This is a genomic window from Bradyrhizobium sp. 2TAF24, from assembly GCF_052115025.1.
Lineage (GTDB): Bacteria > Pseudomonadota > Alphaproteobacteria > Rhizobiales > Xanthobacteraceae > Bradyrhizobium_A.
In genome coordinates, this window is record NZ_JBFRFW010000008.1 from 74,620 (window position 1) to 100,647 (window position 26,028).

Genomic DNA, 26,028 nt, shown 5'->3' on the forward strand with positions numbered 1-26,028 from the left:
GGCCGCTGACCGCAAGAGATAGAGACAGCAACCGGCGTTTTACAAGACCAATCTTGGGAGGCTTCCGTGGCCGTGACGACCCCATCCCCGACGCCATCGATCCCGCATCTGGATATCGATCCGTTCTCGATCGCCTTCTTCGATGATCCATTCCCGGCACAGGAGGCGCTGCGCGAGGCCGGACCGGTGGTGTTTCTCGACAAGTGGAACGTGCATGCGGTCGCCCGCTATGCCGAAGTCCACGCTGTGCTCAACGACCCCCTGACCTTCTGCTCCAGCCGCGGGGTGGGCTTGAGCGACTTCGCCAAGGAAAAGCCGTGGCGGCCGCCAAGCCTCATCCTCGAGGCCGATCCGCCGGCCCATACCCGCACCCGCGCGGTGCTGAGCCGGGTGCTGTCGCCGGCGGTGATGAAAGATATCCGCGATGGCTTCGCCGCGGCCGCCGAGGCCAAGGCGGACGAGCTGGTGGCCAAGGGCAGCTTCGACGCCATCACCGATCTTGCAGAAGACTATCCGTTGTCGGTATTTCCCGATGCGCTCGGCCTCCAGCAGGAGGGCCGCGAGCACCTGCTGCCCTATGCCGGCCTCGTCTTCAACGCTTTCGGGCCGCCCAATGAGCTGCGGCAGAGCGCGATGGAGCGCTCCGCGCCGCACCAGGCCTATGTGCAGGCGCAGTGCCAACGCGAGAATCTCGCGCCCGGCGGCTTCGGTGCCTGCATCCATGCCCGCGTCGACACCGGCGAGATCACCGCGGCCGAGGCCCCGCTTCTCGTGCGCTCGCTGCTCAGCGCCGGCCTCGACACCACGGTCAACGGTCTCGGCGCGGCGATCTACTGCCTCGCCCGCTTTCCCGAGCAGTGGGCACGGCTGCGCAGCGATCACTCCCTCGCCCGCAACGCCTTCGAGGAAGCGGTGCGCTATGAGAGCCCGGTGCAGACGTTCTTCCGCACCACGACGCGCGAGGTCGAGCTCGGCGGTGTCCGGGTCGGCGAAGGCGAGAAGATCCTGATGTTCCTCGGTGCCGCCAACCGCGACCCGCGGCGCTGGGACGATCCGGATGCCTATGACATCACCCGCCGCACCAGCGGCCATGTCGGCTTCGGCAGCGGTATCCACATGTGCGTCGGCCAGCTCGTCGCCCGGCTCGAGGGCGAGGTGATGCTATCGGCGCTGGCGCGGCGGGTCGCCGCCATCGAGATCGCCGGCCCTGTGAAGCGCCGCTACAACAATACGCTGCGCGGCCTCGACAGCCTTCCCGTCACCTTCAAACCGGCATGAGCAGATCACGATGACGACCATCACCCTCATTCACCCCGACGGCCAGGTGCAGGCGATCGACGTCGGCAGCGACGAAAGCACGATGCAGGCGGCAACCCGCCATGGCATCACCGAGATCGTCGCCGAATGCGGTGGCAATGCCATGTGTGCGACCTGCCACGTCTATGTCGACGATGCCTGGGCCAGTCGCCTGCCAGCGATGAGCGACGACGAGGATGCGCTGCTCGACGGTGCCGCCGCGGAGCGGCTGCCGACGAGCCGGCTGTCCTGCCAGCTCAAGATCACCCCGGATCTCGTCGGGCTCGTGCTCCGCCTGCCCGACCGGCAGGTCTGACGCTCCCGACAAACGGGGGCGCCGTCTTCCAACCTCCGGCGTCACGACCGGAGGACCACCGCCACTATCCCAAGGGAGGTACTCGATGAACGTGCTGACACGATCCCTCGCGCTCGCGCTGTCCTGCGCGGCGCTGACGCCGGCCTACGCCGAAATCTCGGACAACGTGGTCCGCATCGGCGTCCTCAACGACATCTCCGGGGTGTTCCAGGACACCAACGGCATGGGCTCGGTGGAAGCCGCCCGCATGGCCGCGGAGGATTTCAACGGCGGCGGCAAGACCATCAAGGTCGAGATCGTCTATGCCGACCACCAGAACAAGGCCGACGTCGGCACCGCCATCGTGCGCAAATGGCTCGACGTCGACAAGGTCGATGCGGTGGTCGACGTGCCGAACTCCGCGGTCGGCCTCGGTGTCAACGCGCTGCTGCGCGGCACCCGCATCACCTTTCTCGCCTCCTCGACCGCGAGCTCCGACCTGACCGGCAAGGACTGCTCGCCCAACACCATCCAGTGGGTCAACGACGCCTGGTCGACCGGCAACACCACCGCCGCGGCGATGATGCAGCGCGGCGGCACCGACTGGTATTTCCTCACGGTCAACTACGCGCTCGGCCAAGGCATCGAGGCGGAGGCGACCAGCTACATCCAGAAGCACGGCGGCAAGGTGCTGGGGGCAAGCCGCCATCCGCTCGGCACTTCGGATTTCGCCTCGCTCTTGCTGCAGGCACAGGGCTCCAAGGCCAAGGTGATCGGGCTCGCCAATGCCGGCGCCGACACCATCAACGCGGTCAAGCAAGCCGGTGAGTTCGGGCTCAAGGACGGCGGCCAGTCGCTGGTCGCGTTTCTGCTGTTCATCAACGACGTGCACGGCATGGGGCTGAAGGCGGCGCAGGGCCTGCTGCTCACCGAGGCGTTCTACTGGGACATGAACGACGACACCCGCGCCTTCGCCAAGCGCTTTGCGCAGCGCCCGGGCATGAACGGCAAGATGCCGAGCGGCAACCAGGCCGGCGTCTATGCCGCAACGCTCGCCTATCTCAACGCGGTCGCCGCGACCGGCAGTGACGACGCCAAGGACGCGGTGCCGCAGATGAAGACCTTCAAGGGCACCGACAAGCTGTTCGGCGAACTGGCGATCCGGCAGGACGGACGGGTGATCCATCCGATCCATCTGTTCGAGGTCAAGAAGCCGGAGGAGTCGAAGTACCCTTACGACTACTACAAGCTGGTCTCGACCATTCCCGCCGACAAGGCGTTCCGGCCGATCGCCGAAGGTGGCTGCCCAATGATCAAGTAATCCGGCGGGAGGACGCGCAGCACGCCTGCGCGTCCTCTACTCCGGGCGCCCGAGCAGCCGCAGGGTCGCGGCCCGCGTCGCGGGCGGTCGTCGCAGACCACTGGCCGCAGCCTGCACGTTCGCCACACGCTCGGCATTGCTGCCGGCCCGGCTACCGTCGGCATTGAAAAAGCTGTTCTCGAAACCGACGCGGCAGTGGCCGCCAAGCGCCGCGGCCGCGATCAGCGACGCCGTCTCGGCGCGCCCGAACGCGCACACCCACCAATCGAACCGCTCCACCCCACCCTGCTCCCGCAGGCGGGCCACGAACGGCGCGAGCTCGGCGGGATCACTCTCCTGGTCGGCGGCATAGCGGCCGAGCGGGAAGATCACCGAGTGCCGTGCGCCCGGCACGATGCCCCGCCCGATCAGGTCGAGCAGCCAGTCGAACTCGGCGGGAGCATAGACGATGTGCTGGACCGCGATGCCCTGCCGATGCGCCCAGCCGTAAAACGCAGCCGCCTCGGCCTCCGCGCCGGCATCCGGGATCAGCTCCTTGGGCGCAATGCTCACGGCCTCCGGCACCACGGCGCGCACCGCCGCCATCTGCTCGTGCGGCTTGAAGATGCCGACCGCTTCGGTCGTGATCTGCACCACAAGCTCCTCGCCGGCCGCGCGCCGCACGGCCGCTGTCGCCGCCAGATAGCGCGCGGCATCGAGCGTGTGCCGTCCCGCGTCGTCCCGGACATGCAGGTGCAGCGCCTGTGCGCCGGCATCGCGGCAGGCGCCGGCCGTCGTCGCGATCGCATCAATGGTGACCGGCAGGTTGGGATGATCGGCCGGTGACTTGCGGGCGCCGTTAGGCGCGACCATGAGAGAAAGAGGACTGATCATGATCTCTACTTGAGCCCGAAATACGCTCGGCGCAAGGCATCGTTGTCGGACATCTCCGCGACCGTGCCTGAGAAGCGGATGCGGCCGCCCTCGAGCACGAACACCCGTGTTGCGATCTCCAGGAACGAAATGTTCTGTTCTGCGATCAGCAGAGAAATGCCGTGCTGGCTGAGATCGCCGAGGATGCGGATGACTTCCTTGACGAACAGCGGCGACAACCCGGCGGATGGCTCGTCCATCACCAGGAGCTTCGGTTCGGCGGCGAGCGCCTTGGCGATTCCCAGCATCTTGCGCTGACCGCCGGACAGGCTCGATGCCGCCGCGCGGCGCTTCTCGCGCAGCACCGGAAACAGGCCATAGAGCTCGTCAACGCGGGCACCCGGATCGGGATGGCCGAGCGCCTGAGCGCCGACGCGAATATTCTCCTCGATCGAGAGGTCGGGAAACACCCCGAGCTCCGACATGTAGGTCACACCGAGCCGCATGCGATCGCTGGAGCGCATGTGCGTCACCTCGGTACCGGCGAGATCGATGCGGCCCTGCCGCACCGGCACCAGCCCGACCAGCGATTTTAAGAACGTGGTCTTGCCGGCACCGTTGGCGCCGAGCAGCAGCACAGTCTCTCCCGGCCTGACGTCGAGATCGACGCCCCACAGCACCTGCATGGTGCCATAGCCCGCATCGATGTGACGTGCCTGCAGCAGTTGGGGCTCAGGCGGCATGCTCGCCTCCCAAGAACACCTCGATCACCTGCGGCACCTGCACCGCGACCGCGAGCTTGCCCTCAAAGATCTCGCGACCGGCGTTCATGACGATGACACGGTCGGTAACGTGCTCGATGAACCCCATCAGGTGCTCGACCACGATGATGGCGATGCCGTTCTTGGCCAGCGCCTTGATCTTCCCGGAGATCCAGTCGAGTTCGGTCGGATTGAGGCCCGCCGCCAGTTCGTCGAGCAGAAGCAGCTTCGGCCGCGTCGCCAGCGCCCGGACCAGATCCAGCATCTTCTGCTGCACGCTGTTCAGTTCGCTGGCCGGACGGCGCGCCAACGGCGCGAGATGATAGTCTTCCAGCAGGTCGTCGATGTTGTGGGCCGCACCGCCCGAGCGCTGCCCATAGGCGAGCGCGACCTCGACGTTCTGCCGCACGGTGAGCGACAGGAACGGCTTTGGCACCTGGAAGGTGCGGTTGATGCCGCGATGGACCAGGCGATGCGACGCGATCCCGCCGATCGCCGCACCATCGAACCGGACCGCGCCGCCATCGGGACGGTAGAGGCCGGAGATAACATTGATGGCGGTGGTCTTGCCGGAGCCGTTCGGACCGACCAGACCGAGGATTTCGCCGGCGGCGACGTGGAAGCTGAGGCCATCGAGCGCGAGAAAGCCGCCGAACCGTTTGACAAGGCTGGAGACATCGAGAATGCGGGCGTGGTCAGGGGACATGCCAGCCTCGACGGGTGGCGAGCGAGGCGAGCCCCGCCGGCAGGAACAGCACCAGCCCCATGATCAGAAGGCCGTAGATCAGTTGGAAGTACTGCGGCGTGGTGAAGCCGATGAGGTTGTAGACGCCGTAGAGGATGATGACGCCGACGATCGGGCCGAGAATGGTGGCGACACCGCCGAACAGCGCGAACACGATGGCGAAGATGCTGAACTCGGAGCTGAAGACGTTGTCGGGATAGAACACCGAGACATACCAGGCGAAGGCGCCGCCGGCGAAGCCGGCGACCAGCGCCGCGATCAGCCAGGCGATCACCCGCATCCGCACCACCGGCACGCCGGCCATCGCCGCGCTGACCGGATCCTCACGCACCGCCTGCAGCGCAAGGCCGAAGCTCGAGTTCTTCAGGAACACGACGACCCCGAGCGTCCCCGCCAGCAGGACGAGCGCCACGACATAGGCCATGTTCGGGTTGAAGGTGCCGGTGAGCGAGACGCCATAGGGCCCACGCGTGATGCTCTCCAGCGCCGGATTGGCGACGAAATGCAGCACCGCCAGCGCCGCCGCGAGATTGGCGATGGAGAAATAGGCGCCGGACAGCCGCAGCAGCGGCGTCAGCAGCAGCCCAAGCGCCAGCGCCACGATGCCGGCGGCCAGCACCGCGACGATGGCCGGCGCCTGCAGGTGCATCACCGTGATCGCAAAGCCATAGGCGCCGGCGCCGAAGAACCCTACATAGCCGAACGGCAGATAGCCGGTGAAGCCATAGATGATGTTCACGCCCTGCGCGAGCGCCAGGAAGATGACGAAGTTGAACAGCAGCAGGTGGTTGTCGTAGACCGACGGCAGCACCGCGAACGCGGCGATCAGCGGCGCGACGATGAACAGCAGGTGGCGGACGGCGTCAGGCAACACGCACCCGCCTTCCGAGCAGACCGCTCGGCCGCAGCAACAGGATGGCGATCAAGAGCACGTAGGGCAACAGGTCCGCCCACGAGCTGAGGTAGGTCTGCACAAACATGTAGGACACGCCATAGATGATGCCGCCGAGCGCGGTGCCCAGCGGATTGCCGAGCGAGCCCAGCACCACGACGACGAACGAGGTGACGGTGGCATCGACGCCGAACGCCGGCGTGAAGGACCCGAACATGAACGGTGCGAACACGCCCGCGATCGCGGCGAGCCCGAGCCCGATGCCGAACGCCGCCGCCGAGACGCGGTCGACATCGATGCCCGACGCCAGCGCCTCGTCGCGGCGCGACATCACCGCCCGCGTCAGGGTGCCGAGCCGGCTGCGGTAGAGATAGAGATAGACGAGCCCGATCGCGACCAGGCTGGTCACCGCGGCGGCCATCCAGGACGCCGGGAACGACTGGCCGAACAGCTCCAGCGGCCCGGTGTCGACCTCGCCGCCGAACAGACGGGCGCGCAGCGCGGCGACGCTGCGGGCAAGTTCGCGGCTCTGGATCGAGCGCTCGCTGGTGCCGAAGCCGATGGTCATCACCGCCTCGATCACCTGGGACAGGCCGAAGAACAGGATGATCGACAGCATCTCCGGATCCTTGGCCCGCTGCAGCCGCGGCACCAGCAGATGATAGAGCAGAAGGCCGCCGATCAGGAACGTGACGAAGGCGAGCGGCACCGCGAACAGCGGATCGAAGCCACCGAGCGTGACCACGCCGAAGGCGATGAACGCGCCCAGCATCAGGAAGTCGCCATGCGCCAGGTTGACGATGCGCATGACGCCGAACACGAGATTGAGGCCGATCCCGACCAGGCTGAAATACAGCCCGAACAGGATGCCGGCGATCAGCGGATAAAGCATCGCCGACATCCCTCGCTGGCCAGAGCAGCCCGCCGCACAGCGATCATGGCCGCGGATAGACCGGCTTGCCGGTCGCCACCTCGTGCGGATAGACGGTGACGAACTTGAGATGGCCGTGGTCGTTGAGCTCGAGCTGACCGAGCGGCGTCAGTTCGCCGATCTGCCCGCCGGTCTCATCGAGCGCAAACGTGCCGTCGAGCGTCTTGAGCCGCCCGGACAGGCTGAACACCGCGCGGCGGATCTCGAGCTGATCGAGGCTGGTGGCTTCCGTCATCGTCTTCTCGATCACGAGGCCGGTGGTGTAGCCGGCCACCGAGTTGAAGCCGAACTCGACCTTGCCATCGGCGTACTTCTTGTCCCAGGCGGCGCGGAATTCCGGCAGCTTCATGCCGAAATTGACGTCGTAGGCGAGCTCCGAAGACGGCACGTAGGTGAAGACGTGCTCCAGCCCCTTGTTGCCGACATTCTTCTCCAGCAGCTCGGTCTCGAGCCCGGGATAGATGCAGAACAGCATTTTGAACTTGACGCCGACGTCCTGGACGTTGCGCAGGAACGCGATGTCGTTCGGCGCATAGCCGAGATGGATCACCGCGTCGGGCTGCGCCGCCTTGATGTTGTTGATGATCACCGTGTAGTTGGTGGTCTCGGTCGGAACGCCCTGGTCGTAGACGATCTCGATCGGCGAGCCGGCGGCCTTGAGGAAACCGCGCACCGCGTTCGCCTGGGTGCCGGTGAACTCGTTGGTGGCGTACAGGATCGCCACCTTCTTGATGCCGAGCGCCGGGCCGTCATTGAGCAGGAAGTCCGCGATCGGCTTCGGCCAGATCGTCGACACCGGGTCCGACATCAGCGCGATATACGGGTTGTCCTTGGTGAAGAAGCTCGCGCCTGTCCCGGTCTGGTCGAACAGGAACATCTTGCGGTCGCGGGCGATCGCCACCGCCGGCGCGGTCAGCACCGAGCCGGAATCGGCAACCAGCAGGTCGACCTTGTCCTGGGTGATGAGCTGGTTGTAGAACGTCGAGGCCGTCGCCGTGTTGCTCTGGTCGTCATAGGCGACGAGCTTGATCGGCAGCTTCTTGTCGAACGCCTTCACATACATGCCGCCGTCGGCGTTCTTCTGGTCGACCCACAGCTTCAGGCCGTTGTGAACCGGCATCGAAATCGAGGCATAGCGGCCCGCCGACGCGTACAGAGTTCCGATCTTGATCTCGCTCGGCGCGTCCGCTGCAAAGGCGGAGCCCGCCATCGCCCAAGCTGCGACGGCAGCCGCGCTCGCCCTGATCACCATGACGTCTCCTGTCGAATTCTTTGTTGTTGAGCTGCGTTGATCGCAGTCTAGCCCGCCGTCTCGGCCGGAGACAAGCCGCCCGGCGCCGCCATCTGGCTGTCGGGATGTCGGGCTGGCGCGAGCGCACGAATCGTGCGTGCCGCCCGCGGCAACTGCTTCATGTCATGTCACGGAAATATGCCCATGGGCGCTTCAGCTTTCGCCGGTCCCCGAGCCGGTCATGAAATCGAAATCGCAGCCCTCGTCCGCCTGCAGAATCGTGGTGTCGAACAGCTTGGCATAGCCGCGCCCGGGGCCGCTTGCCGCCGGCGCCGCCGCGAGCATGGCACGGCGACGTGCGAGCTCGGCATCGTCGACCAGGAGCTCGATACGGCGCGCCGGCACATCGAGGCGGATGCGGTCGCCGGTCTCGACCAGGGCCAGCGGCCCGCCGATGGCGGCTTCCGGGGTGATGTGCAGCACGATGGTGCCGAAGGCCGTGCCGCTCATCCGGGCATCGGAAATCCGCACCATGTCCTTGACGCCGCGGCTGCCGAGCTTCCTGGGGATCGGCAGATAGCCGGCCTCCGGCATGCCGGGCGCGCCCTTCGGGCCGGCGTTGCGCAGCACCAGCACGTCGTCGGGCTCGACCGCGAGCGCAGGATCGTCGATGCGCCGCGTCATGTCCTCGACCGAATCGAACACCACGGCACGCCCGGTGTGCTGCAGCAGCTTCTCGCTCGCCGCCGCATGCTTGATCACCGCGCCGCGCGGCGCGAGGTTGCCGCGCAGCACCGCCATGGCGCCCTCGGGCTTGATCGGCCGGCTGCGCGGCCGGATCGCGTCCTGCCCGGGCACCTCCTCCGCCTGCGCGACCACCTCGCGCAGCGTGCCGCCCGCCACCGTCCGGGCATCGAGGTCGATCAGGTCGCCAAGCTGCGCCAGCAGCTTGGGCACGCCGCCGGCATGGTGGAAGTGCTCCATGTAATGCTCGCCGGACGGCTTGAGGTCGACCAGCACCGGCACCTCGCGCCCGAGCGCATCGAACGCATCGAGGTCGATGCGATGCACGGTGCGATTGGCGATGGCCGTGAGATGAATGAGGCCGTTGGTCGAGCCGCCGATCGCCTGCAGCACCACCTGGGCGTTGCGAAGTGCCGCCGGCGTCAGCAGCGCGCTCGGCCGCGGCGCGCCGCTCACCGCCATCTCGGCCGCGCGGCGACCGCTCGCCTCGGCACAGCGCACCCGTTCGGCGTGCGGCGCCGGAATGGTCGCGCTCATCGGCAGCGACAGCCCCAGCGTCTCGGTGATGCAGGCCATGGTGCTGGCCGTGCCCATCACCATGCAGGTGCCGACTGACGGCGCAAGGCGGCCGTTGACTTCGGCGATCTCGTCAGCGCCGATCTCGCCGGCACGATGGGCGCTCCACAGCCGCCGGCAGTCCGTGCAGGCGCCAAGCACCTCGCCCTTGTGGTGACCGACCACCATGGGGCCGACCGGCAGCACCACGGTCGGCAGGTCGGCACTGACCGCCGCCATGATCTGCGCCGGCAGCGTCTTGTCGCAACCACCGATCACCACCACGGCATCCATCGGCTGCGCGCGGATCATCTCCTCGGTATCCATCGCCATCAGGTTGCGCAGATACATCGAAGTGGGGTAGGCGAAACTCTCGTGGATCGAGATGGTCGGGAACACCATGGGCATGGCGCCGGCCAGCATGACGCCACGCTTCACCGCCTCGACCAGCACCGGCACGTTGCCGTGGCAGGGATTGTAGTCGCTGTAGGTGTTGGTGATGCCGACGATCGGGCGGTCCAGGGCATCGTCCGAATAGCCCATGGCCTTGATGAAGGCCTTTCGCAGGAACAGCGAGAAGCCGGCGTCGCCATAGCTTGTCAGTCCCTTGCGCAATCCCCTGGTCATTGGCGTGCCGTCCTCGTGCGTCGCGTGTGCTGCCTGCTGATAGCATAACGGCCCGCCATCGCGCCGCCAACGCGATCACGAACCAGCGATGCCCCACAATGCGGGCAGCCGCCAGAGGCCCTGCCACCGACCGGCGCGACACGATGGGTGGTGCAATGCCCGGCCCGATCGCTTAAAAGCGGATCATGGCCGCCACGACCGGCCCGCCCCCTGTTCTGACCAGGAATCCGACCATGAAGCTCGACGAGTCCGCCCACGGCGTCTATTCCATCGCGGTCACCCCGTTCCATCCCGACGGACGGCTCGACCTCGCCTCAGTCGACCGCATGACGGACTTCTATGTGGGCTGCGGCGCCACCGGCCTCACGATTCTCGGCATCCTCGGCGAGGCGCCGAAGCTGAGTGAGGAGGAATCGCTCGCCGTCACCAAGGCCGTGGTCAGCCGCGCCGGTGTGCCGGTCATCGTCGGCGTCTCGGCGCCGGGATTTGCGGCGATGCGCTCGCTCGCCCATGGCGCCATGGAACGCGGCGCCGCCGGCGTCATGATCGCGCCGCCCGCGCACCTGCGCACCGACGACCAGATCATCACGTATTACGCCCAGGCGATCGAGGCGATCGGCGCCGACATCCCGTTCGTCATCCAGGATTGTCCCCTCACCCTCACTGTCATCATGACACCGAAGGTGATCCGCCAGATCGTGCAGAACCATCCGTCCTGCGTCATGCTCAAGCACGAGGACTGGCCGGGCCTGGAGAAGATCTCGGCGATGCGCGGCTTCGAGAAGGACGGCTCGATGAAGCACATCTCGATCCTGACCGGCAATGGCGGCCTGTTCCTCGATTTCGAGATGGAGCGCGGTGCCGACGGCGCCATGACCGGCTATGCCTTCCCGGAAATGCTGGTCGACGTGGTGCGGCTGTCGAAGGCCGGCGAGCGCGACAAGGCCCACGACCTGTTCGACGCCCACCTGCCGCTGGTGCGCTACGAGCAGCAGCAGGGCGTTGGCCTTGCGGTGCGCAAATACGTTCTGCAGAAGCGCGGCGCGATCGCCTCCGACGCGCAGCGCAAGCCGGGCAGCAGCCTGACCGCAGCGGCGCGCGCGGAGGTCGACTACCTGCTGGCGCGCCTCGCCCGCCACGATCCCCGCGCCCGGTTCTAGCGCGCCCGAAGCCGCGACGCGACCGCGCTCAGCGCAGCCTGCCGCGCGCCGCCACCGGCAGCGTGCCGATGATGTCATCGCCGCGCACCATCAGCACCTCGTCGACCATGTTGACGACGACGCAGACATGGTTCGGCACGATCCGCACGACGTCGCCGACCTGGGGGCGGGTGTTGCTGCGCGACAGATCGAGGAAGCCGTGCTCCTCGGCGAAGCGCGCGATCTTCGCTTCCGGATGCTCGAGGATCAGGCCGTGGCCGTCGAGGCCGCCGGTGTCCGAGGTCAGCGTCTTCGAGCCGGCATCGAGGATGCCGCGCTCCGGCGCGGCGCGGCTGACCACGGTGGAATAAACCGTGAGCGCGCAATCGTCCCAGGTCGCGACGCCGGCAGCGACCTGCATGCGGTCGTTGTAGATATAGGTCCCCGGCCGGTGCTCGGTGGCGCCGCGCAGCTGGCCGAGATTTTTCAGGTTGGGCGAGCCGCCGGTGGAAATGATCGACGGCTCGAGGCCAAGGGCACGCACGCCGGCCAGCGCATCATCGAAAAAGCGCTGCGCCTCGGGCCAGCCGGTCTCGGTCGGATACAACATGAAGCCGGCAAAGCGGACCTCCGGCATCGTTGTCATCTGCCTGGCGAGCGCAATCGCCTCGGCTGGCGTCTCGACGCCGGCCCGCTTGCGGCCGGTGTCGCACTCGATCACCACCGGCACCGGACGGCCGGCGGCGGCCGACGCCATCGGCAAGTCTGCGAGCACCGCCGGATTGTCGGCCGTGACCGTGATGCTGGCGCGCCGCATCAGCGCGCCGAGCCGCTGCATCTTCTGCTCGCCGAGCAGATTGTAGCTGATCAGGATGTCGTCGAGACCGCCGTCTACCATCACCTCGGCCTCGCCGAGCTTCTGGCAGGTGATGCCCTTCGCCCCCGCCGCACGCTGCAGGCCCGCAAGATAGGGGCTCTTGTGGGTCTTGATATGCGGCCGGTTGGCGACGCCGGCCGCGTCGCAGGCGGCCTGGATGCGGGCGATGTTGCGTTCCACCCGGTCCATGTCGATGACGACGGCCGGGGTGCCATATTCGCGGGCAATCCTGGCGGCGAGCGCGGTGGTCATGGCAATCCTCCCAAGCGTGCAGACAGGCGCGGTCTTATCCGAAGATCTCGTGGTTGACCACGTTCTCGCGGACGGGAGTGCCATCGAACACGCTGACGATGTTGCGGGCGGTCTGCAGGCCCATGCGGTCGAGCGCTTCACTGGTGACCCCTGCGAGATGCGGCGCCGTGATGACGTTGTCGAGGCGGAACAGCGGATTGTCGCCGGGAGCCGGCTCCTTCTCGAACACGTCGAGCCCCGCCCCCGCCAGCGCGCCGCTGGTCAGCGCCGCATGCAGCGCCGCCTCGTCGACGATGCCGCCACGCGCGGTGTTGATCAGATACGCCGACGGCTTCATCCGCTGCAGCCGCGCGGCGTCGAACATCCGCACCGTCTGCGGCGTCTTCGGACAGTGCAGCGTGACGAAGTCCGCGCCCGGCAGCGCCGCGTCGAGATCGGACACGGCCGTACAGCCGGCAACCTCGATCTCGGCGGCCGACTTCAACGGATCATACACCAGCACCTGCATTTCCATCGCCTGGCAGCGCCTGGCGGTGCGGGTGCCGATACGGCCGAAGCCGACGATCAACACGGTCTTGCCATAGAGGTCGTAGGGAATGGCGCCGAGCCGTTTGCCCCACTGCCCGGCCTTGACCATGGTGTCGAGTTCGGCGGCGCGCTTGGCGAGTGTCAGCATCATGAACAGCGCCGCTTCCGCCACCGACGGCGAATTGGCGACGCCGGTGGTCATCACCGGAATCCGGTGGGCGGTCATGGCCGCGACATCGACCGCGTCGAAGCCGACTCCCATGCGTGCCACCACCTCGATGCCGCCGGACGATTCCAGTTCCGTCTTGCCAAAGGCGGTGGCGCCAAGCGCCACGCCATGCACCGGCGCCTGCGCGCGCAGCAACGCATTGAAGTCCGCGGCCGAGATGGCGTTGGAGAACCGCACGGCATCGATGTCGCCGCGTGCCTCGAACACGGCCCAGCCGTCCTGCGGCATGGTCTCGACGATCAGCAGCTTCTTCTTGTTCGTGGCCATATCCATCCCTTCAGATGTCCGATCGACGATCAATCGACGTGCTTCAGCAAGCCTTTTCAGCAAGCCTTGCGAGGCGGCGGCAGCATCCCCAAACAAACCGCGATGGGCAATATGCAATCGCGTCATGGCGCTGCGCGTTGAACCTTGCCGTCGCCGCCGCTGCGAGGCACTGTTGCTGAATCCCCGAGGAAGCGACCCACATTCTAAGCCGGAGAGCCTGCCGTGACCGATGCCACCGCCCCCGTCCCGCCGTCCGTGCTGGAGGCGCTCGCGCGCTTCGACACCCCGACCATCTGCAACGCGATGGAGCTGGTCGCCCCCGAACGCCGGCTCAGCGGCTACACGGTCAAGCCGCTGGTGTGCCCCTTCCCCGACCTGCCGCCGGTGGTCGGCTATGCACGCACCGCCACCATCCGCGCCACCACGGCCTCTGGCCTGCCGGCGGCTGCCCAGCGCGACCAGCGTCTGGCGTATTATGAGTATGTCGGCACCGGGCATGGCCCGCGCGTCAGCGTGATCCAGGATCTCGACGGCGCCAATATCGGCTTCGGTGCGTTCTGGGGCGAGGTCAACAGCGCCCTGCACAAGGCGCTCGGCTGTCTCGGCGTCGTCACCGACGGCTCGATCCGCGACATCCCGCAGTGGGCGCCGGGCTTCCAGGCCCTGGCCGGCTCGATCGGGCCCTCCCACGCCCATGTCCACCTCGCCGGCTTCGGCGACACCGTCAATGTCGCGGGGATGACGGTACGCTCCGACGACATCATCCATGCCGACCGCCACGGCGCCGTGGTGATCCCGGCCGACGTCGCCGCCCGCCTTCCCGAGGCCGCCGACCTCTGCGCCCGCCGGGAGGAGGTCATCCTATCGATCGCCCGCAGCGACGCCTTCAGCCTCGACAAGCTCAGGGCGGCGCTCGCCCGCGCTGCGGAAATCCATTGACGAAACAGATGGTTGCACTGCTATAGGAAGAACCTGCGGCGTCGGTTAGCATGCGGACGCCGCGACCATGATCATCCGGGTACAAGCAGATCGATGACCGTCACCGACATTGCCACTCGAACCTACAACCACGGTTGGCGGCTCGACCCGATCATTCGCAGCATCCTCGACACGGACTTCTACAAGCTGCTGATGCTGCAGATGATCCGTGAGCTGCACCCGGACGTGCAGGTGACGTTCTCGCTGATCAACCGCAGCCGCAACATCCGCCTTGCCGAGGTGATCGACGAGAAGGAACTGCGCGCGCAGCTGGATCATGCACGCACCGTGCAGCTGTCGAAGAAAGAGCACATCTGGCTCGCCGGTAATACCTTCTACGGCAAGACCCAGATGTTCTCGTCGGACTTCCTGGCCTGGCTCGCCGACTTCCGCCTGCCCGAGTACGACCTGCGCAAGGTCGACGGCCAGTACGAGCTGCACTTCGAAGGCCCGTGGACCCACACCACCATGTGGGAGATTCCGGCGCTCGCCATCGTCAACGAGCTGCGCTCGCGCCAGGCCATGAAGGGTCACGGCCGCTTCGCCCTCGACGTGCTTTACGCCCGCGCCAAGGCCAAGCTGTGGACCAAGGTGGAGCGGCTGAAGAAACTCGACGGCCTGCTGTTGTCGGACTTCGGCACCCGCCGCCGCCACGGCTTCCTGTGGCAGCGCTGGTGCGTCGAGGCGGTCAAGGAAGGTCTCGGCCGTTCCTTCACCGGCACGTCGAACGTGCTGCTGGCGATGGACAACGACCTCGAGGCGATCGGCACCAACGCGCATGAGCTGCCGATGGTCGCCGCCGCGCTCGCGCGCGACGACGACGAACTGCGCCAGGCGCCGTTCCGTGTCCTCAACGAGTGGAGCAAGAGTTACGCTGGCAACCTGCTGATCGCACTGCCCGATGCATTCGGCACCACCGCATTCCTGCGCGACGCGCCCGACTGGGTCGCCGACTGGACCGGCTTCCGCCCTGACAGCGCCCCCCCGATTACCGCCGGCGAACAGATCATCCGCTGGTGGAAGGACAGGGGGCGCGACCCCAGGAAGAAGATCCTGATCTTCTCCGACGCCATGGACGTCGACACCATCGAGGAGACCCATCGCCACTTCGCCGGACGCGTGCGCACCAGCTTCGGTTGGGGCACCAATCTCACCAACGACTTCATGGGTTGCACGCCCGACGGAACCGCCGACCTTGATCCGATCTCGCTGGTCTGCAAGGTCACCGAGGTCAACGGCCGCCCCGCGGTGAAGCTCTCGGACAACACCGAGAAGGCGACCGGCGCGCCGGAGGAAATCGCCCGCTACCTGCGTGTGTTCGGCGGCGACGGCCGCGTCACCAGCACGGTGCGGGTGTAGGTACCTCTACCTGCCGCAACCTATCCCCTCATCCTGAGGAGCGCCGCAGCCGCGCCTCGAAGGATGAGGCCCGGCTAGCGCAGCACCTCGGCCTCATGGTTCGAGACGCGCGTTCCGCGCTGCTCACCATGAGGGACGAGAATCGGGAGCCGACGATCTCCAGGAAATCGTCCGGCCGAATGCCTTACAACTCCAGCTTGTCGCCGCCCTTGAGGTCGAGGATCTCACGCGCCTCGTCCGCGGTCGCAACCTCCAGGCCAAGGCCCTCGATGATCTGGCGCACAAGGCGCACCTGCTCGGCGTTGGACTGCGCCAGCTTGCCGGGGCCGCCCCACAGAGAATCTTCGAGGCCGACGCGGACGTTGCCGCCCATCGCCGCCGCCATCGCCGCGATCGGCAACTGGTTGCGCCCGGCGCCCAGCACCGACCACTTGTACTGGTCGCCGAACAGGCGATCCGCCGTGCGCTTCATGTGCATGACGTCGTCCGGGTGCGCGCCGATGCCGCCTTGCAGGCCGAACACCGTCTGCACGAACAGCGGCGGCTTCACCAGCCCCTGCTCCAGGAAGTAGTTCAGGTTGTAGAGATGCGCGGTGTCGTAGCACTCGAACTCGAAGCGCGTGCCGGAGCCCGACAGCGTGGTCAGGACATACTCGATGTCCTGGAAGGTGTTGCGGAACACGATGTCCTTGTTCTCGACATGCTTGCGCTCCCACTCGTGCTGGAAAGTCTTGAAGCGGTTGAGCATGCCGAAGAAACCGAAGTTCATCGACCCCATGTTGAGCGAGGCGACCTCCGGCTTGTAGACGGCGGCCGGCCGTACCCGCTCGTCGACCGTCATGGTTGGCGCCCCGCCGGTGGTCAGGTTGATCACGCAGTCCGAGCGCTGCTTGATCACTTTCAGGAACGGCGCGAACGCTTCCGGGCTCTGGTCCGGCTGTCCGGTCGTGGGGTTGCGCGCATGCAGGTGGACGATCGCTGCCCCCGCCTCCGCGGCTTCGATCGCGGCGTCGGCGATCTCCTGCGCCGTCACCGGCAGCGCCTTGGACATCGAGGGCGTGTGGATGGCGCCGGTGACGGCACAGGTGATGATGACTTTACGGGCCATGGTTCGGGTTCTCCTTGAAATTGAAAATCAGTCGCGTTGGGTGGCCTTGTGGGCGGCGAGTGCCGCCAGGCGTTCGTTGCGCCGCTGCGTCAGCGCGGCGATGCGTTCGGGCGATGGCGCATGCGGCCAGGCCGCGATCACCCCATCGACATTGGGGCTCTCATAGACCTCGGGGCCGGCGGCGGTCGCGGCGAGCTGCTTGTAGAAGCCGGTATAGCGCGCGCAGTAGTCGGGAATGCCGCCCGGCGCGTTGAGCTCGATGGTCTCGAACGGCCCGAGAAACGACCAGCGCAGGCCGAGGCCATCCTTGACCGTGTGGTCGAGGTCCTCCGCCGACACATACCCCTCGCCGACCAGACGGAAGGCCTCCGCCAGCAGCGCGCCCTGCAGGCGGTTGAGAACGAAGCCGTCGATCTCGCGCTTGACCGTGACCGGCACCTGGCCGACCGCGTGATAGATCTGCCGGGCACGTTCGATCGCCTCGGACGCCGTCCAGGGCGCACCGCACAGCTCGACCAGCGGCACGAGATGCGGCGGGTTGACAGGATGGCCGATCAGGCAGCGCGCCCGGCCGGTGAGTTGCTCGGTGAAGCGCGAGGCGACGATCGCCGAGGTCGACGACACCAGCAGCGCCTGCGGCGGCGCCAGGCGGTCGAGCTCGGCGAAGATCTGCTGCTTGGCGTCCACGGTCTCCGGACCGTTCTCCTGCACGAAGTCGACGCCGTCGAGCGCCGCAGCAAGGCTCGGCGCTACGGCAACGCGTGCAGCCGCCGCGTCCGGGTCCTTGACCAGGCCGTGCCGCGCCAGCGCCTGCAGCTCGCCCGCGATGAGCGCCGGTGCCGCGTCGAGCGTCGGCGCATGCGGGTCGGTCAGCCGTACCGACCAGCCGGCGCGCGCGAACACCGCCGCCCATGCCCGGCCGATCAATCCGACACCGACGATAGCCACCTGTCCCGCTCGTCCGCTCATCACCCCTGCCTTTCCGCTTGTCACAGCCATAGCACCTTGCGGCGCAGTTCGAGATCTTCGCGCAGTGCGCGCGACGGGCCGCGATGGATCACCTGGCCGCGCTCCAGCGCCACCGTGGTGTCGGACAGCGCCAGCGCAAGGTCGAGGTTGTGGTCGACGATGATGATCGCGACCTCGTTGCGCAGCCGGTCGAAGGTGTAGAACAGCTGCTCGACCACCGCCGGCGCCAGCCCCTCGAACGGCTCGTCCAGCAGCAGCACCCGCACGTCGCCGGACAGCGCACGGGCGACCGCCACCATCTGCTGCTCACCGCCGGAGAGATAGTCCGCCGGGCTGTGCAGCCGCTCCCTGATGCGCGGGAAGTATTCGTAGATGCGCTCGCGCGTCCAGTGCACGCCGTGGCCGGTCTGCCGCTTCAGCCCGCCGAGTTCGAGGTTCTGCTCCACCGTCATGCCGGCGAACAGGCCGCGGCCCTGCGGCACATAGCCGATGCCGAGCCGCGCAATCTCTGCGGGGCTGCGCCCGACCAGTTCGTTGTCCGCGAGCACGATCGAGCCGGTGGATGCCGGCGCGATGCCGATCAGCGTCTTCAGCAGAGTGGACTTGCCGGCGCCGTTACGCCCCAGCAGTGCGATGATCTCGTTGTGGTGCAGCGGAAAGTCGACGCCCTTGAGGATGTGGCTCTTGCCATAGAAGGTATCGACGTCCTTGACCGCCATCAGCAGGCCCGGCGTCGCTGCGGTCTCGCGCACCTCGGCCGCGATCGCCGCCGTTCCCGAGCCGATATAGACCTCCTGCACCTTCGGGCTGGAGCGCGCGTCCTCGACCGAACCGTCGAGCAGCACCCGCCCCTCGTTCATCACGGTAACATGGTCGGCGAGCTGGAACACGCGGTCGATGTCATGCTCGACCAGCAGCACCGGGATATCGGCGGAGATGCGCTTGATGATGGCGCCGATGCGCTCGCGCTCGGCGGCGGCAAGACCCGCCAGCGGCTCGTCGAGCAGCAGCACCCGCGGCGCGGTGGCGAGCGCAAGGCCCATGTCGAGCAGCCGCTGACCGCCATAGGACAGCGAGCCGGCTTCCGCCCGCTCGATGCCGGCCAGCCCGAGATAGCGGATGATCTCGTCGGCCTGCGCATTGATGTCGGCGATCGACTGCGCCGTCGTGAACGGATCGGCGCGGCGGGGATGGCGCGCCTGCACCGCAAGACGAATGTTTTCCCCGACCGACAGGCCCGGAAACAGGTTGGTGATCTGGAACGAGCGGCCGATACCTGCCGCCGCGATATCTTCCGGCGCCCGGCCGGCGATCGCCTTCCCCATCAGGGTGACTGCCCCCTCGTCCGGGACGTGAAGGCCGGACAGCAGGTTGAAGGCGGTGGTCTTGCCGGCGCCGTTCGGCCCGATCAGCGCATGCAGCGTGCGGTCGGCGATGGCGATGTCGACGCCTTGCACCGCCCGGATGCCGCCGAAACTCTTGGCCATCTGGCGCGCCGCGAGCACCGCGCCGTCGAACGTGGTTGTCGGGCGCAGCATCTCCGGCAGCGGCAGCGTCTCGATGCGCCGCGCCGCCATGGCGGCGTCCTCCACCGGCGCCTTGCGGAACAGCGCCAGCAGCTGCGCGGCGACGCCGGTCAATCCGGACGGCGAGAACACGATGAAGCCGACGAACACCAGCCCGAGCCAGAACAGCCAGTTCTCCGAATAGATGCTCAGGAACTCGCGGAACATGACATAGAACAGCGCGCCGAGCGCCGGGCCGAGGAAGCTGCGCATGCCGCCGATCACCACCATCGCCAGCAACTCGCCGGAGAAGCTGACCGAGATCGGGTCGGCCGAGGTCATGCGGTTCTTGTAGAGCAGCAGGATGCCGGCAAGGCCGGTGATGGTGGCCGACAGGGTGAATGCGACGAGCTTGTAGCGGTTGGTGGCATAGCCGAGGAAGCGCGCGCGCTGCTCGTTCTCGCGGATCGCCACCAGCACGCTGCCAACGGTGGAGTTGTGGAAGCGCCACAGCAGCACCACGACGACGAACGCGATCGCCGCCACGAACCAATAGTAGCTGGTGGAGGATTCCAGATCGATGCCGAGCAGCGTCGGCCGCGTGATGCCGCCAAGGCCGTTCTCACCGCCGGTCACATCGGTCCAGCGGAATGCGATGACATAGAGCATGGCGGCCAGCGCCAGCGTCAGCAGCGAGAAGTAGACCCCGCGCCGGCGCAGGATCAGGTAGCCGAACGCCGCGGCGACCACGCCGACCACCACAAGGCCCGCGAGCGCCGGACCGAAGAACGAGCCGGGCATCACGGTGCGCTGGACGATCGCCGCGGCATAGGCCGCGAGCCCGAACCAGGCGCCGTGGCCGAACGAGACGAGGCCGGTGTGGCCGACCAGGATGTTGAGCGCCATGCAGGCCATGGCGAACACCACCGCCTCGGTGGCCGAGGTCATGGTGAGACCGATCGCGAGCATCACCGGCGGCAGCAGCAGCAGGCCGGCGGCGGCAACGATCAGGGGAAGCGGCAGCTTGTGCGTCATCGGGGGCACCTGCCGGTCATTCGAAGCGCATGATGCGTTCACCGAACAGCCCGCGCGGGCGGAACAGCAGCACCAGCAGCATCAGCAGGTAGATCGCCGCGGTCGAGCCCGCGGAGTAACCGACCGCGATCATCGTGCCCTTGACGAGACCGACCAGCAGCGCCGCCACCACCACACCCCAGAACGAGCCGAGGCCGCCGATCACCACCACGACAAACGCCGGTGTGATGATCTCGTTGCCCATCGCCGGGTGCACCGAATAGATCGGCGCCAGCAGCACGCCGGCGAGCCCCGCAAGTCCGATGCCTAGGGCAGCGACCGTGGACATGTAGGGCTGCAGCGAGATGCCCAGCGCTCCGACCATGTCGGGGTTCTGCACACCGGCGCGCACCACGCGGCCGAACGAGGTCTTCTGCAGCAGCAGCCACAGCCCGATGACGCAGGCGGCGGCGACCGCGAGCAGCACGGTGCGGTAGTATGAATAGATAAAGGAGCCGATCACCACCTGCCCGCGCAGCGCCGGCGGAATGGAGTAGGACAGCGGCGGCGCGCCGAAGATCATGCGCAGCGCCTGCTCCGCCACCATCGCGAGGCCAAAGGTCAGCAGCAGCGACAGGATCGGATCGGCACGGTAGAACCGGCGGAACAGCAGCCGCTCGATGACCAGCCCGAGCAGCGCCACTGCCACGGGCGCGGCGACGAACGAGCCGCCGAAGCCGAGGTAAGGCGACAGCACCAGCGTCAGGTACGCGCCGATGGCAAAGAACGCGCCATGCGCCAGGTTGACGATGCCGCCCAGCGAGAAGATCAGCGACAGCCCCAGCGCGATCAGCAGATAGTAGACGCCGTCGAGCAGGCCGTTGAGAAGCTGCTGGACGAAAAGCATCACCGACACGGTCATGATCCTGTTGATGGATGATCGCGATCGGGCGCGCCCTCACTTGGCATCACTTGACCTCACCTGGCCACGCGCCGCCCCGCCCGCTCATCCGCAAGAAAGAAGGAAACAGTCCTCCGGGCTATACCCATGGAGGACTGCGGAAGGTCGCACGCTCAGGGGGTGAACGTGCAGCTATTTTCTTCCTTGGTTGAGGCGATGACGTCGAGATCCTCGTTCGGTCCGGGCACCGGCTCGCTCGAGGCGAAGATGTCCCACTGGTTCTTGACCTTGTCCGCCGGCAGCGCGGTGATGGCGTACATCTCGTGCATCAATTGGTGATCCGATGCGCGGAAATGGCCGGCGCGAGTCTTCAGCAGGTCAAACTTCGCGCCCTTCTCGAAGTGCTCCACCATCGCGGTGGAATCGGCCGACTTCAGTTCGTTGATGGACTGCGCGACGATCTTGGCGGCGATGTAGTCGCCCCAGGCCTGGTTCTCCGGCGGCTTGCCGTACTTCTTGCTGAACGCGGCGACGAACGCCTTGCTGTTCGGGGTGTCGACGAGATGATGCCAGACGCACGGCCAGGTGCCGACAAAGCTGCCCTTGCCCGCCGCCCAGGCCAGCGCGGTATCGAAGCCGAAGCCGCCGACCGGGAAGGTCAGCCCGAACTCGGCATACTGCTTGAGGAAGTTGGTGATCTGGGTGCCGGCAAGATTGAGCACGACAAGGTCGGGCTTGCTGGCGCGAATCTTGAGCAGATAAGCCGAGAAATCGGTGGCGTCGGTCGGCACCAGTTCGTCGCCGGCGAACTCGCCGCCATTGCCTTGCATGAAGCGCTTGGCGACGCGCAGCAGGTCGTGGCCGAAGGCATAGTCAGCCGTCAACGAGTACCACTTCTTGCCTTTGACAAGGCCGTCGCGCAGGAACGAGCGCCCGACCGTTTTGACATACATCGAGTTCTGCGACTCGACATGGAACATGTAGCGCTTGCAGTCGGCGCCGCGCAGCGCATCGGAGTTGGCGCCGGTGTTGATGAACAGCGTCTTGTTGCGCTGGGCGACCTGGGCGATGGTCAGCGCCGAGGCCGACGAGATCTCGCCGATGATACAGGCGACCTTGTCGCGCTCGATCATCCGCTCGGCCTTGGTCGAGGCGGTCTGCGGGTTGACCGAGTCCTCCTTGAGCAACTCGACCTTGCGGCCCATCACGCCGCCGCCGGCATTGATTTCCTCGACGGCAAGGTCAATCGCCATCACCGCATACTCGCCGAGCGGACCAAGGAAGCCGGTGCGCGGGGTGAGATGGCCGATCCGGATCACCTCCGGCGTCTGCGCCAGCAGCAGCGAGGGCGCGGACAGGCCGGACACCAGTGCAGCGCCGGCGGTTCCCTTCAACAACGTGCGACGCGTGAGACAACCTTCTTGCGACATGAACGAGCCTCCCTGTGCGGCATCAGCCGCGAATGGCGATTGTCTTGTCCGGCCGGGCCTTCGCGCTGTGGCCGCGCGTTTGATCAGCCTTGCCGTGATCTGTGATCACAGTTAGACTGACAAAACGATGTCGGGTTGTCCAGCCCCTTTTCGCCAGCGCGCGGTGCGACCGCTGGTCCGCAGGAGCAAAACCCGGCAAACATCGGATGGCACCGACGCCGGGCACGCACCGGCGCGGACCATGGGGAAACAGTCCGCAGGAGAATAGGTCGTGGGGTCGTCCACTACCGCACTGAGCATCGTTGAGCCGCTCGACCGCCAGACGCTGGGCGAACGCGCCTACGCCAAGCTTGCGGACCTTCTGATCTCCGGCCGCCTCGCGCCCGGCGAGAAGCTGTCGCTGCGCGGCGCCGCCGAAGTGCTCGGCGTCTCGATCATGCCGGTACGCGAAGCCGTGTCGCGCCTGATCGCCGACCGGGCCCTCGAGGTCGCGCCCAACCGCGCAGTGCGCGTGCCCATCATGTCAGCCGAGCAGTTTCGCGACCTGACGCGGATCCGCATCGAGATCGAAGGTTTTGCAGCGGCGCAGGCCGCGGCGCTGCGAAGCCCGGAGGATCTCGCAGCCATCGCGGCCGCCGAAGCGGCGATGCGCGGGGAGTGCGAGGCTGCCGGGCCCGACCTCGCCCGCGCCGTCGAGCTGAACAAGACCTTCCACTTCGCCATCTATGCGGCAGCGCATTCGCCGACGCTGCTCGAAATCATCCGCGCGCTGTGGCTGAAGGCCGGCCCGGTGATCAATCTCGACCTGCGCGCCAATCCGCAGCGGCTCGCCGCCAGCGGCGTCATCGTCAAGCATGCCGCCGTGCTGCGGGCCCTGACGGCGCGTGACAGCGAGGGCGCCCGCGCCGGCATCGCCGCCGACATCCAGGGCGCCTCGAGCTTCATTCTCTCGCGCGGCGGCCTGCCCGACTGACGCCACGGCTTCACTGGAGTTCACATGGATCTCGACATCAAGGGTTTGCGCGTTCTCGTCACCGCCGGCGCGAACGGCATCGGCCTTGCGATCGCGCAGGCATTCGCACGCGAGGGCGCACGCGTGGTCATCTGCGATGTCGATGAAGCTGCGCTCGCCGCGCGGGCGAACAGTGATCCCGCGCTCACCCGCTTCACCTGCGACGTGGCGAGCCGCGCGTCGGTGGCCGAGTTGTTCAAAGGCCTCACCGCGACCCTCGGCGGCCTCGACGTGCTCGTCAACAATGCCGGCGTCGCCGGCCCCACCGCCAGGGTCGAGGACATGCACCCGGAGGACTGGGACCGCTGCCTCGAGGTCTGCCTCACCGGCCAGTTCAACTGCGCGCGGCTCGCCGTGCCGCTGCTGCGCCAGAGCACCAACGCCTCGATCGTCAACCTGTCATCCGCCGCGGGCCGCCTCGGCTTCGCACTGCGCTCGCCCTATGCCGCGGCCAAGTGGGGCGTCATCGGCTTCACCAAGTCGCTGTCGATCGAGCTTGGCCCCGACAACATCCGCGTCAACGCCATCCTGCCAGGCCTCGTCGCCGGCGATCGCCAGCGCCGTGTGCTCGAGGCCAAGGCGCAGCAGCGTGGCGTCTCGTACAAGGAGATGGAGGAGATCGCGTTCTCCTTCACCTCGATCAAGGAGTACGTCACGCCGGAGCAGATCGCCGACCAGATCGTGTTCATGTGCAGCCCGCGCGGCCGCACCATTTCCGGCCAGGCGATCTCGATCTGCGGCGACACCCGCATGCTGGGCTGAGACGCGCACCGCCCTGCCCGCGAAACGACCAGCCTGCGGCGACAATTGCGGCAGGCGCCATGCGGCGCGGGGCGTTCCGCAGCGGATCGAATGATGCTATGCCGCAATCGGCCTCCGATCGTCAGGAAAGTCCGCGCACATGGCAAAGCATCTCTCCAACCTCCAGATCGATTCCGCCCGGCTGTGGGGCGCCATCCATGACACCGCGCAGTTCGGCGCAACACCAAAAGGCGGCGTCCGCCGCCTGACGCTCGGCGCCGAGGACAAGCGGGTGCGCGACTGGTTTCGCGCCGCCTGCGAGGCCGCCGGCTGCGAGGTGCACATCGACGCGCTCGGCACCATGTATGCCATCCGCCGCGGCCGCGACATGACCAAGGCGCCGATCGGCCTCGGCTCCCATCTCGACACCCAGCCGACCGGCGGCAAGTATGATGGCATCCTCGGCACCCTCGCAGCGCTGGAGGTGGTGCGCACGCTGAACGACGCCGGCATCGAGACCGACGCGCCGCTGTGCGTCATCAACTGGACCAATGAGGAAGGCTCGCGCTTCGCGCCGGCCATGATGGCTTCCGCGGCCTATGCCGGCGACTACACCACCGCGGACATCCTCGGCCGCACCGATGCCGAGGGCATCAGCGTCGGCCAGGCGCTCGACGCCATCGGCTACCGCGGCACTGAACCGGTCGGTCAGATCAAGCTCGGCAGCTTCGTCGAGCTGCATATCGAGCAGGGCCCGATCCTGGAAGCCGAGGGCAAGACTATCGGCGTCGTCGATCACGGCCAGGGCATCATCTGGTACGACGGCAAGATCACCGGCTTCGCCAGCCATGCCGGCGCAACGCCGATGCCGCTGCGGCGCGACGCGCTGGCAACCCTGTCGGAAGTCGTTCTCGCCGTCGAGACGATCGCCAGGGAGCACGGGCCGAACGCGGTCGGCACCGTCGGCGAAGCGGTGATCGACAATCCGTCGCGCAACGTCATCCCCGGCGATATCGCCTTCACCATGGAATTCCGCAGCCCTGACGGCGGGACGCTGGACGCGCTCGACCGCGCGCTGCGTCCGGCGATCGCCGAGATCGCCGCGCGGCGCAAGGTCGCGATCGACCTCGACATGATCTGGCGCAAGGAGCCGACGCATTTCGACCCGCGCATGATCGCGGCGGTGCAGTCGGCGAGCGACGCGCTCGGCTATTCCAGCCGCCGCATCACCTCCGGTGCCGGCCACGATGCCTGCAACATGGCGACCGTGATGCCGACGGCGATGATCTTCGTGCCGTGCAAGGATGGCATCAGCCACAACGAGATCGAGGACGCGACACAGGCCGACTGCACTGCCGGCGCCAATGTGCTGCTGCACACGGTGCTATCGCTTGCGGGTGTCGCCGGCTAGCACCCAAGCAAAAGGCGCGGCCGATGGCCGCGCCTCGAACGCCAAGCTGCCGGAATTC

23 protein-coding genes are annotated in these 26,028 nt (G+C 67.1%); 9 read left to right on the plus strand and 14 right to left on the minus strand.

Annotated features, from left to right (window positions below):
• Positions 1-66: 66 nt before the first annotated feature.
• The 3 genes from AB4Z37_RS14335 (at position 67) to AB4Z37_RS14345 (ending at position 2,912) form a co-directional block, all read left to right on the plus strand.
• Entirely contained in the window at positions 67-1,278 is a 1,212-nt protein-coding gene (locus AB4Z37_RS14335; RefSeq protein WP_441517403.1) for a cytochrome P450, read from the plus strand.
• A gap of 10 nt (positions 1,279-1,288) precedes the next feature.
• Entirely contained in the window at positions 1,289-1,612 is a 324-nt protein-coding gene (locus AB4Z37_RS14340; protein ID WP_441517404.1) for a 2Fe-2S iron-sulfur cluster-binding protein, read from the plus strand.
• An 85-nt stretch (positions 1,613-1,697) separates the two neighbouring features.
• Positions 1,698-2,912 carry an ABC transporter substrate-binding protein gene (locus tag AB4Z37_RS14345; RefSeq protein WP_441517405.1) on the plus strand — a complete coding sequence of 405 codons (1,215 nt, stop codon included), beginning with the start codon at positions 1,698-1,700 and terminating at the stop codon, positions 2,910-2,912.
• 36 nt (positions 2,913-2,948) lie between these two features.
• On the opposite strand, the gene AB4Z37_RS14350 is transcribed toward AB4Z37_RS14345, so the two are convergent.
• The 7 genes from AB4Z37_RS14350 to AB4Z37_RS14380 all read right to left on the minus strand — a co-directional run bounded on the left by AB4Z37_RS14350 (position 2,949) and on the right by AB4Z37_RS14380 (position 10,250).
• Entirely contained in the window at positions 2,949-3,785 is an 837-nt protein-coding gene (locus tag AB4Z37_RS14350; protein ID WP_441517406.1) for a 3-keto-5-aminohexanoate cleavage protein, read from the minus strand.
• 5 nt (positions 3,786-3,790) lie between these two features.
• Positions 3,791-4,507 carry an ABC transporter ATP-binding protein gene (locus tag AB4Z37_RS14355; protein WP_441517407.1) on the minus strand — a complete coding sequence of 239 codons (717 nt, stop codon included), beginning with the start codon at positions 4,505-4,507 and terminating at the stop codon, positions 3,791-3,793.
• Positions 4,497-5,231: an ABC transporter ATP-binding protein gene (locus tag AB4Z37_RS14360; RefSeq protein ID WP_441517408.1), complete on the minus strand. Its 735-nt coding sequence runs from the start codon at positions 5,229-5,231 to the stop codon at positions 4,497-4,499. Before AB4Z37_RS14360 ends, AB4Z37_RS14355 begins: the two co-directional genes overlap by 11 nt.
• A complete protein-coding gene (locus AB4Z37_RS14365; RefSeq protein WP_441517409.1) occupies positions 5,221-6,141 on the minus strand; it encodes a branched-chain amino acid ABC transporter permease in 921 nt (306 codons plus the stop codon). The genes AB4Z37_RS14360 and AB4Z37_RS14365 overlap by 11 nt, the downstream gene beginning before the upstream one ends.
• The gene (locus tag AB4Z37_RS14370) at positions 6,134-7,054 is read right to left on the minus strand and encodes a branched-chain amino acid ABC transporter permease (RefSeq protein WP_441517410.1); all 921 of its coding nucleotides are present in this window, start codon (positions 7,052-7,054) and stop codon (positions 6,134-6,136) included. Before AB4Z37_RS14370 ends, AB4Z37_RS14365 begins: the two co-directional genes overlap by 8 nt.
• A 43-nt stretch (positions 7,055-7,097) precedes the next feature.
• Positions 7,098-8,345 (minus strand): amino acid ABC transporter substrate-binding protein, encoded by a 1,248-nt coding sequence (locus AB4Z37_RS14375; protein ID WP_441517411.1) that lies wholly within the window; start codon positions 8,343-8,345, stop codon positions 7,098-7,100.
• Positions 8,346-8,537: 192 nt separating this feature from the next.
• Entirely contained in the window at positions 8,538-10,250 is a 1,713-nt protein-coding gene (locus tag AB4Z37_RS14380; RefSeq protein ID WP_441517412.1) for an IlvD/Edd family dehydratase, read from the minus strand.
• 233 nt (positions 10,251-10,483) lie between these two features.
• Here AB4Z37_RS14380 and AB4Z37_RS14385 point away from each other — a divergent pair, with 233 nt between their 5' ends.
• Positions 10,484-11,410 carry a dihydrodipicolinate synthase family protein gene (locus AB4Z37_RS14385; protein WP_441517578.1) on the plus strand — a complete coding sequence of 309 codons (927 nt, stop codon included), beginning with the start codon at positions 10,484-10,486 and terminating at the stop codon, positions 11,408-11,410.
• Positions 11,411-11,438: 28 nt separating this feature from the next.
• Here the strand turns inward: AB4Z37_RS14385 and AB4Z37_RS14390 are convergent, their stop codons facing one another.
• Both AB4Z37_RS14390 and AB4Z37_RS14395 read right to left on the minus strand, forming a co-directional pair.
• On the minus strand, positions 11,439-12,518 hold the full coding sequence (locus tag AB4Z37_RS14390; protein ID WP_441517413.1) for a D-TA family PLP-dependent enzyme: 1,080 nt from the start codon (positions 12,516-12,518) through the stop codon (positions 11,439-11,441).
• Positions 12,519-12,552: 34 nt separating this feature from the next.
• Positions 12,553-13,542, minus strand: coding sequence for a hydroxyacid dehydrogenase (locus AB4Z37_RS14395; RefSeq protein ID WP_441517579.1), 990 nt, complete (start codon positions 13,540-13,542; stop codon positions 12,553-12,555).
• A 222-nt stretch (positions 13,543-13,764) separates the two neighbouring features.
• Here AB4Z37_RS14395 and AB4Z37_RS14400 point away from each other — a divergent pair, with 222 nt between their 5' ends.
• On the plus strand, positions 13,765-14,481 hold the full coding sequence (locus tag AB4Z37_RS14400) for an RraA family protein (RefSeq protein ID WP_441517414.1): 717 nt from the start codon (positions 13,765-13,767) through the stop codon (positions 14,479-14,481).
• A gap of 93 nt (positions 14,482-14,574) precedes the next feature.
• Positions 14,575-15,879: a nicotinate phosphoribosyltransferase gene (gene pncB / locus AB4Z37_RS14405; protein ID WP_441517415.1), complete on the plus strand. Its 1,305-nt coding sequence runs from the start codon at positions 14,575-14,577 to the stop codon at positions 15,877-15,879.
• A gap of 184 nt (positions 15,880-16,063) precedes the next feature.
• Here pncB and AB4Z37_RS14410 read toward each other — a convergent pair whose 3' ends face one another.
• The 5 genes from AB4Z37_RS14410 to AB4Z37_RS14430 form a co-directional block, all read right to left on the minus strand.
• Positions 16,064-16,987, minus strand: a complete 924-nt coding sequence (locus AB4Z37_RS14410) for a 3-keto-5-aminohexanoate cleavage protein (protein WP_441517416.1) — start codon at positions 16,985-16,987, stop codon at positions 16,064-16,066.
• 27 nt (positions 16,988-17,014) lie between these two features.
• Complete coding sequence (locus AB4Z37_RS14415; RefSeq protein WP_441517417.1) at positions 17,015-17,956, minus strand: 3-hydroxyacyl-CoA dehydrogenase; 942 nt, start codon at positions 17,954-17,956, stop codon at positions 17,015-17,017.
• Positions 17,957-17,976: 20 nt separating this feature from the next.
• Positions 17,977-20,496 carry a branched-chain amino acid ABC transporter ATP-binding protein/permease gene (locus AB4Z37_RS14420; protein ID WP_441517418.1) on the minus strand — a complete coding sequence of 840 codons (2,520 nt, stop codon included), beginning with the start codon at positions 20,494-20,496 and terminating at the stop codon, positions 17,977-17,979.
• Positions 20,497-20,512: 16 nt separating this feature from the next.
• Complete coding sequence (locus tag AB4Z37_RS14425; RefSeq protein WP_441517580.1) at positions 20,513-21,382, minus strand: branched-chain amino acid ABC transporter permease; 870 nt, start codon at positions 21,380-21,382, stop codon at positions 20,513-20,515.
• Positions 21,383-21,549: 167 nt separating this feature from the next.
• Complete coding sequence (locus AB4Z37_RS14430; protein ID WP_441517419.1) at positions 21,550-22,806, minus strand: ABC transporter substrate-binding protein; 1,257 nt, start codon at positions 22,804-22,806, stop codon at positions 21,550-21,552.
• Positions 22,807-23,077: 271 nt separating this feature from the next.
• Between AB4Z37_RS14430 and AB4Z37_RS14435 the strand changes: the two genes are divergently transcribed.
• From AB4Z37_RS14435 to AB4Z37_RS14445, 3 genes are all read left to right on the plus strand, one after another.
• Positions 23,078-23,779: a GntR family transcriptional regulator gene (locus tag AB4Z37_RS14435; RefSeq protein ID WP_441517420.1), complete on the plus strand. Its 702-nt coding sequence runs from the start codon at positions 23,078-23,080 to the stop codon at positions 23,777-23,779.
• A gap of 24 nt (positions 23,780-23,803) precedes the next feature.
• Positions 23,804-24,580, plus strand: coding sequence for an SDR family oxidoreductase (locus AB4Z37_RS14440; RefSeq protein ID WP_441517421.1), 777 nt, complete (start codon positions 23,804-23,806; stop codon positions 24,578-24,580).
• Between the two features lie 139 nt (positions 24,581-24,719).
• Entirely contained in the window at positions 24,720-25,970 is a 1,251-nt protein-coding gene (locus AB4Z37_RS14445) for a Zn-dependent hydrolase (protein ID WP_441517422.1), read from the plus strand.
• Positions 25,971-26,028 lie beyond the last annotated feature (58 nt).

Bases quoted from the DNA above. Each gene is read 5' to 3' on its own strand.
- AB4Z37_RS14340 (WP_441517404.1), top strand. From the start codon at position 1,289: ATGACGACCATCACCCTCATTCACCCCGACGGCCAGGTGCAGGCGATC.
- AB4Z37_RS14345 (WP_441517405.1), top strand. From the start codon at position 1,698: ATGAACGTGCTGACACGATCCCTCGCGCTCGCGCTGTCCTGCGCGGCG.
- AB4Z37_RS14350 (WP_441517406.1), bottom strand. From the start codon at position 3,785: ATGATCAGTCCTCTTTCTCTCATGGTCGCGCCTAACGGCGCCCGCAAG.
- AB4Z37_RS14355 (WP_441517407.1), bottom strand. From the start codon at position 4,507: ATGCCGCCTGAGCCCCAACTGCTGCAGGCACGTCACATCGATGCGGGC.
- AB4Z37_RS14360 (WP_441517408.1), bottom strand. From the start codon at position 5,231: ATGTCCCCTGACCACGCCCGCATTCTCGATGTCTCCAGCCTTGTCAAA.
- AB4Z37_RS14370 (WP_441517410.1), bottom strand. From the start codon at position 7,054: ATGCTTTATCCGCTGATCGCCGGCATCCTGTTCGGGCTGTATTTCAGC.
- AB4Z37_RS14375 (WP_441517411.1), bottom strand. From the start codon at position 8,345: ATGGTGATCAGGGCGAGCGCGGCTGCCGTCGCAGCTTGGGCGATGGCG.
- AB4Z37_RS14380 (WP_441517412.1), bottom strand. From the start codon at position 10,250: ATGACCAGGGGATTGCGCAAGGGACTGACAAGCTATGGCGACGCCGGC.
- AB4Z37_RS14385 (WP_441517578.1), top strand. From the start codon at position 10,484: ATGAAGCTCGACGAGTCCGCCCACGGCGTCTATTCCATCGCGGTCACC.
- AB4Z37_RS14390 (WP_441517413.1), bottom strand. From the start codon at position 12,518: ATGACCACCGCGCTCGCCGCCAGGATTGCCCGCGAATATGGCACCCCG.
- AB4Z37_RS14395 (WP_441517579.1), bottom strand. From the start codon at position 13,542: ATGGCCACGAACAAGAAGAAGCTGCTGATCGTCGAGACCATGCCGCAG.
- pncB (WP_441517415.1), top strand. From the start codon at position 14,575: ATGACCGTCACCGACATTGCCACTCGAACCTACAACCACGGTTGGCGG.
- AB4Z37_RS14410 (WP_441517416.1), bottom strand. From the start codon at position 16,987: ATGGCCCGTAAAGTCATCATCACCTGTGCCGTCACCGGCGCCATCCAC.
- AB4Z37_RS14415 (WP_441517417.1), bottom strand. From the start codon at position 17,956: ATGAGCGGACGAGCGGGACAGGTGGCTATCGTCGGTGTCGGATTGATC.
- AB4Z37_RS14420 (WP_441517418.1), bottom strand. From the start codon at position 20,496: ATGACGCACAAGCTGCCGCTTCCCCTGATCGTTGCCGCCGCCGGCCTG.
- AB4Z37_RS14425 (WP_441517580.1), bottom strand. From the start codon at position 21,382: ATGCTTTTCGTCCAGCAGCTTCTCAACGGCCTGCTCGACGGCGTCTAC.
- AB4Z37_RS14430 (WP_441517419.1), bottom strand. From the start codon at position 22,806: ATGTCGCAAGAAGGTTGTCTCACGCGTCGCACGTTGTTGAAGGGAACC.
- AB4Z37_RS14440 (WP_441517421.1), top strand. From the start codon at position 23,804: ATGGATCTCGACATCAAGGGTTTGCGCGTTCTCGTCACCGCCGGCGCG.
- AB4Z37_RS14445 (WP_441517422.1), top strand. From the start codon at position 24,720: ATGGCAAAGCATCTCTCCAACCTCCAGATCGATTCCGCCCGGCTGTGG.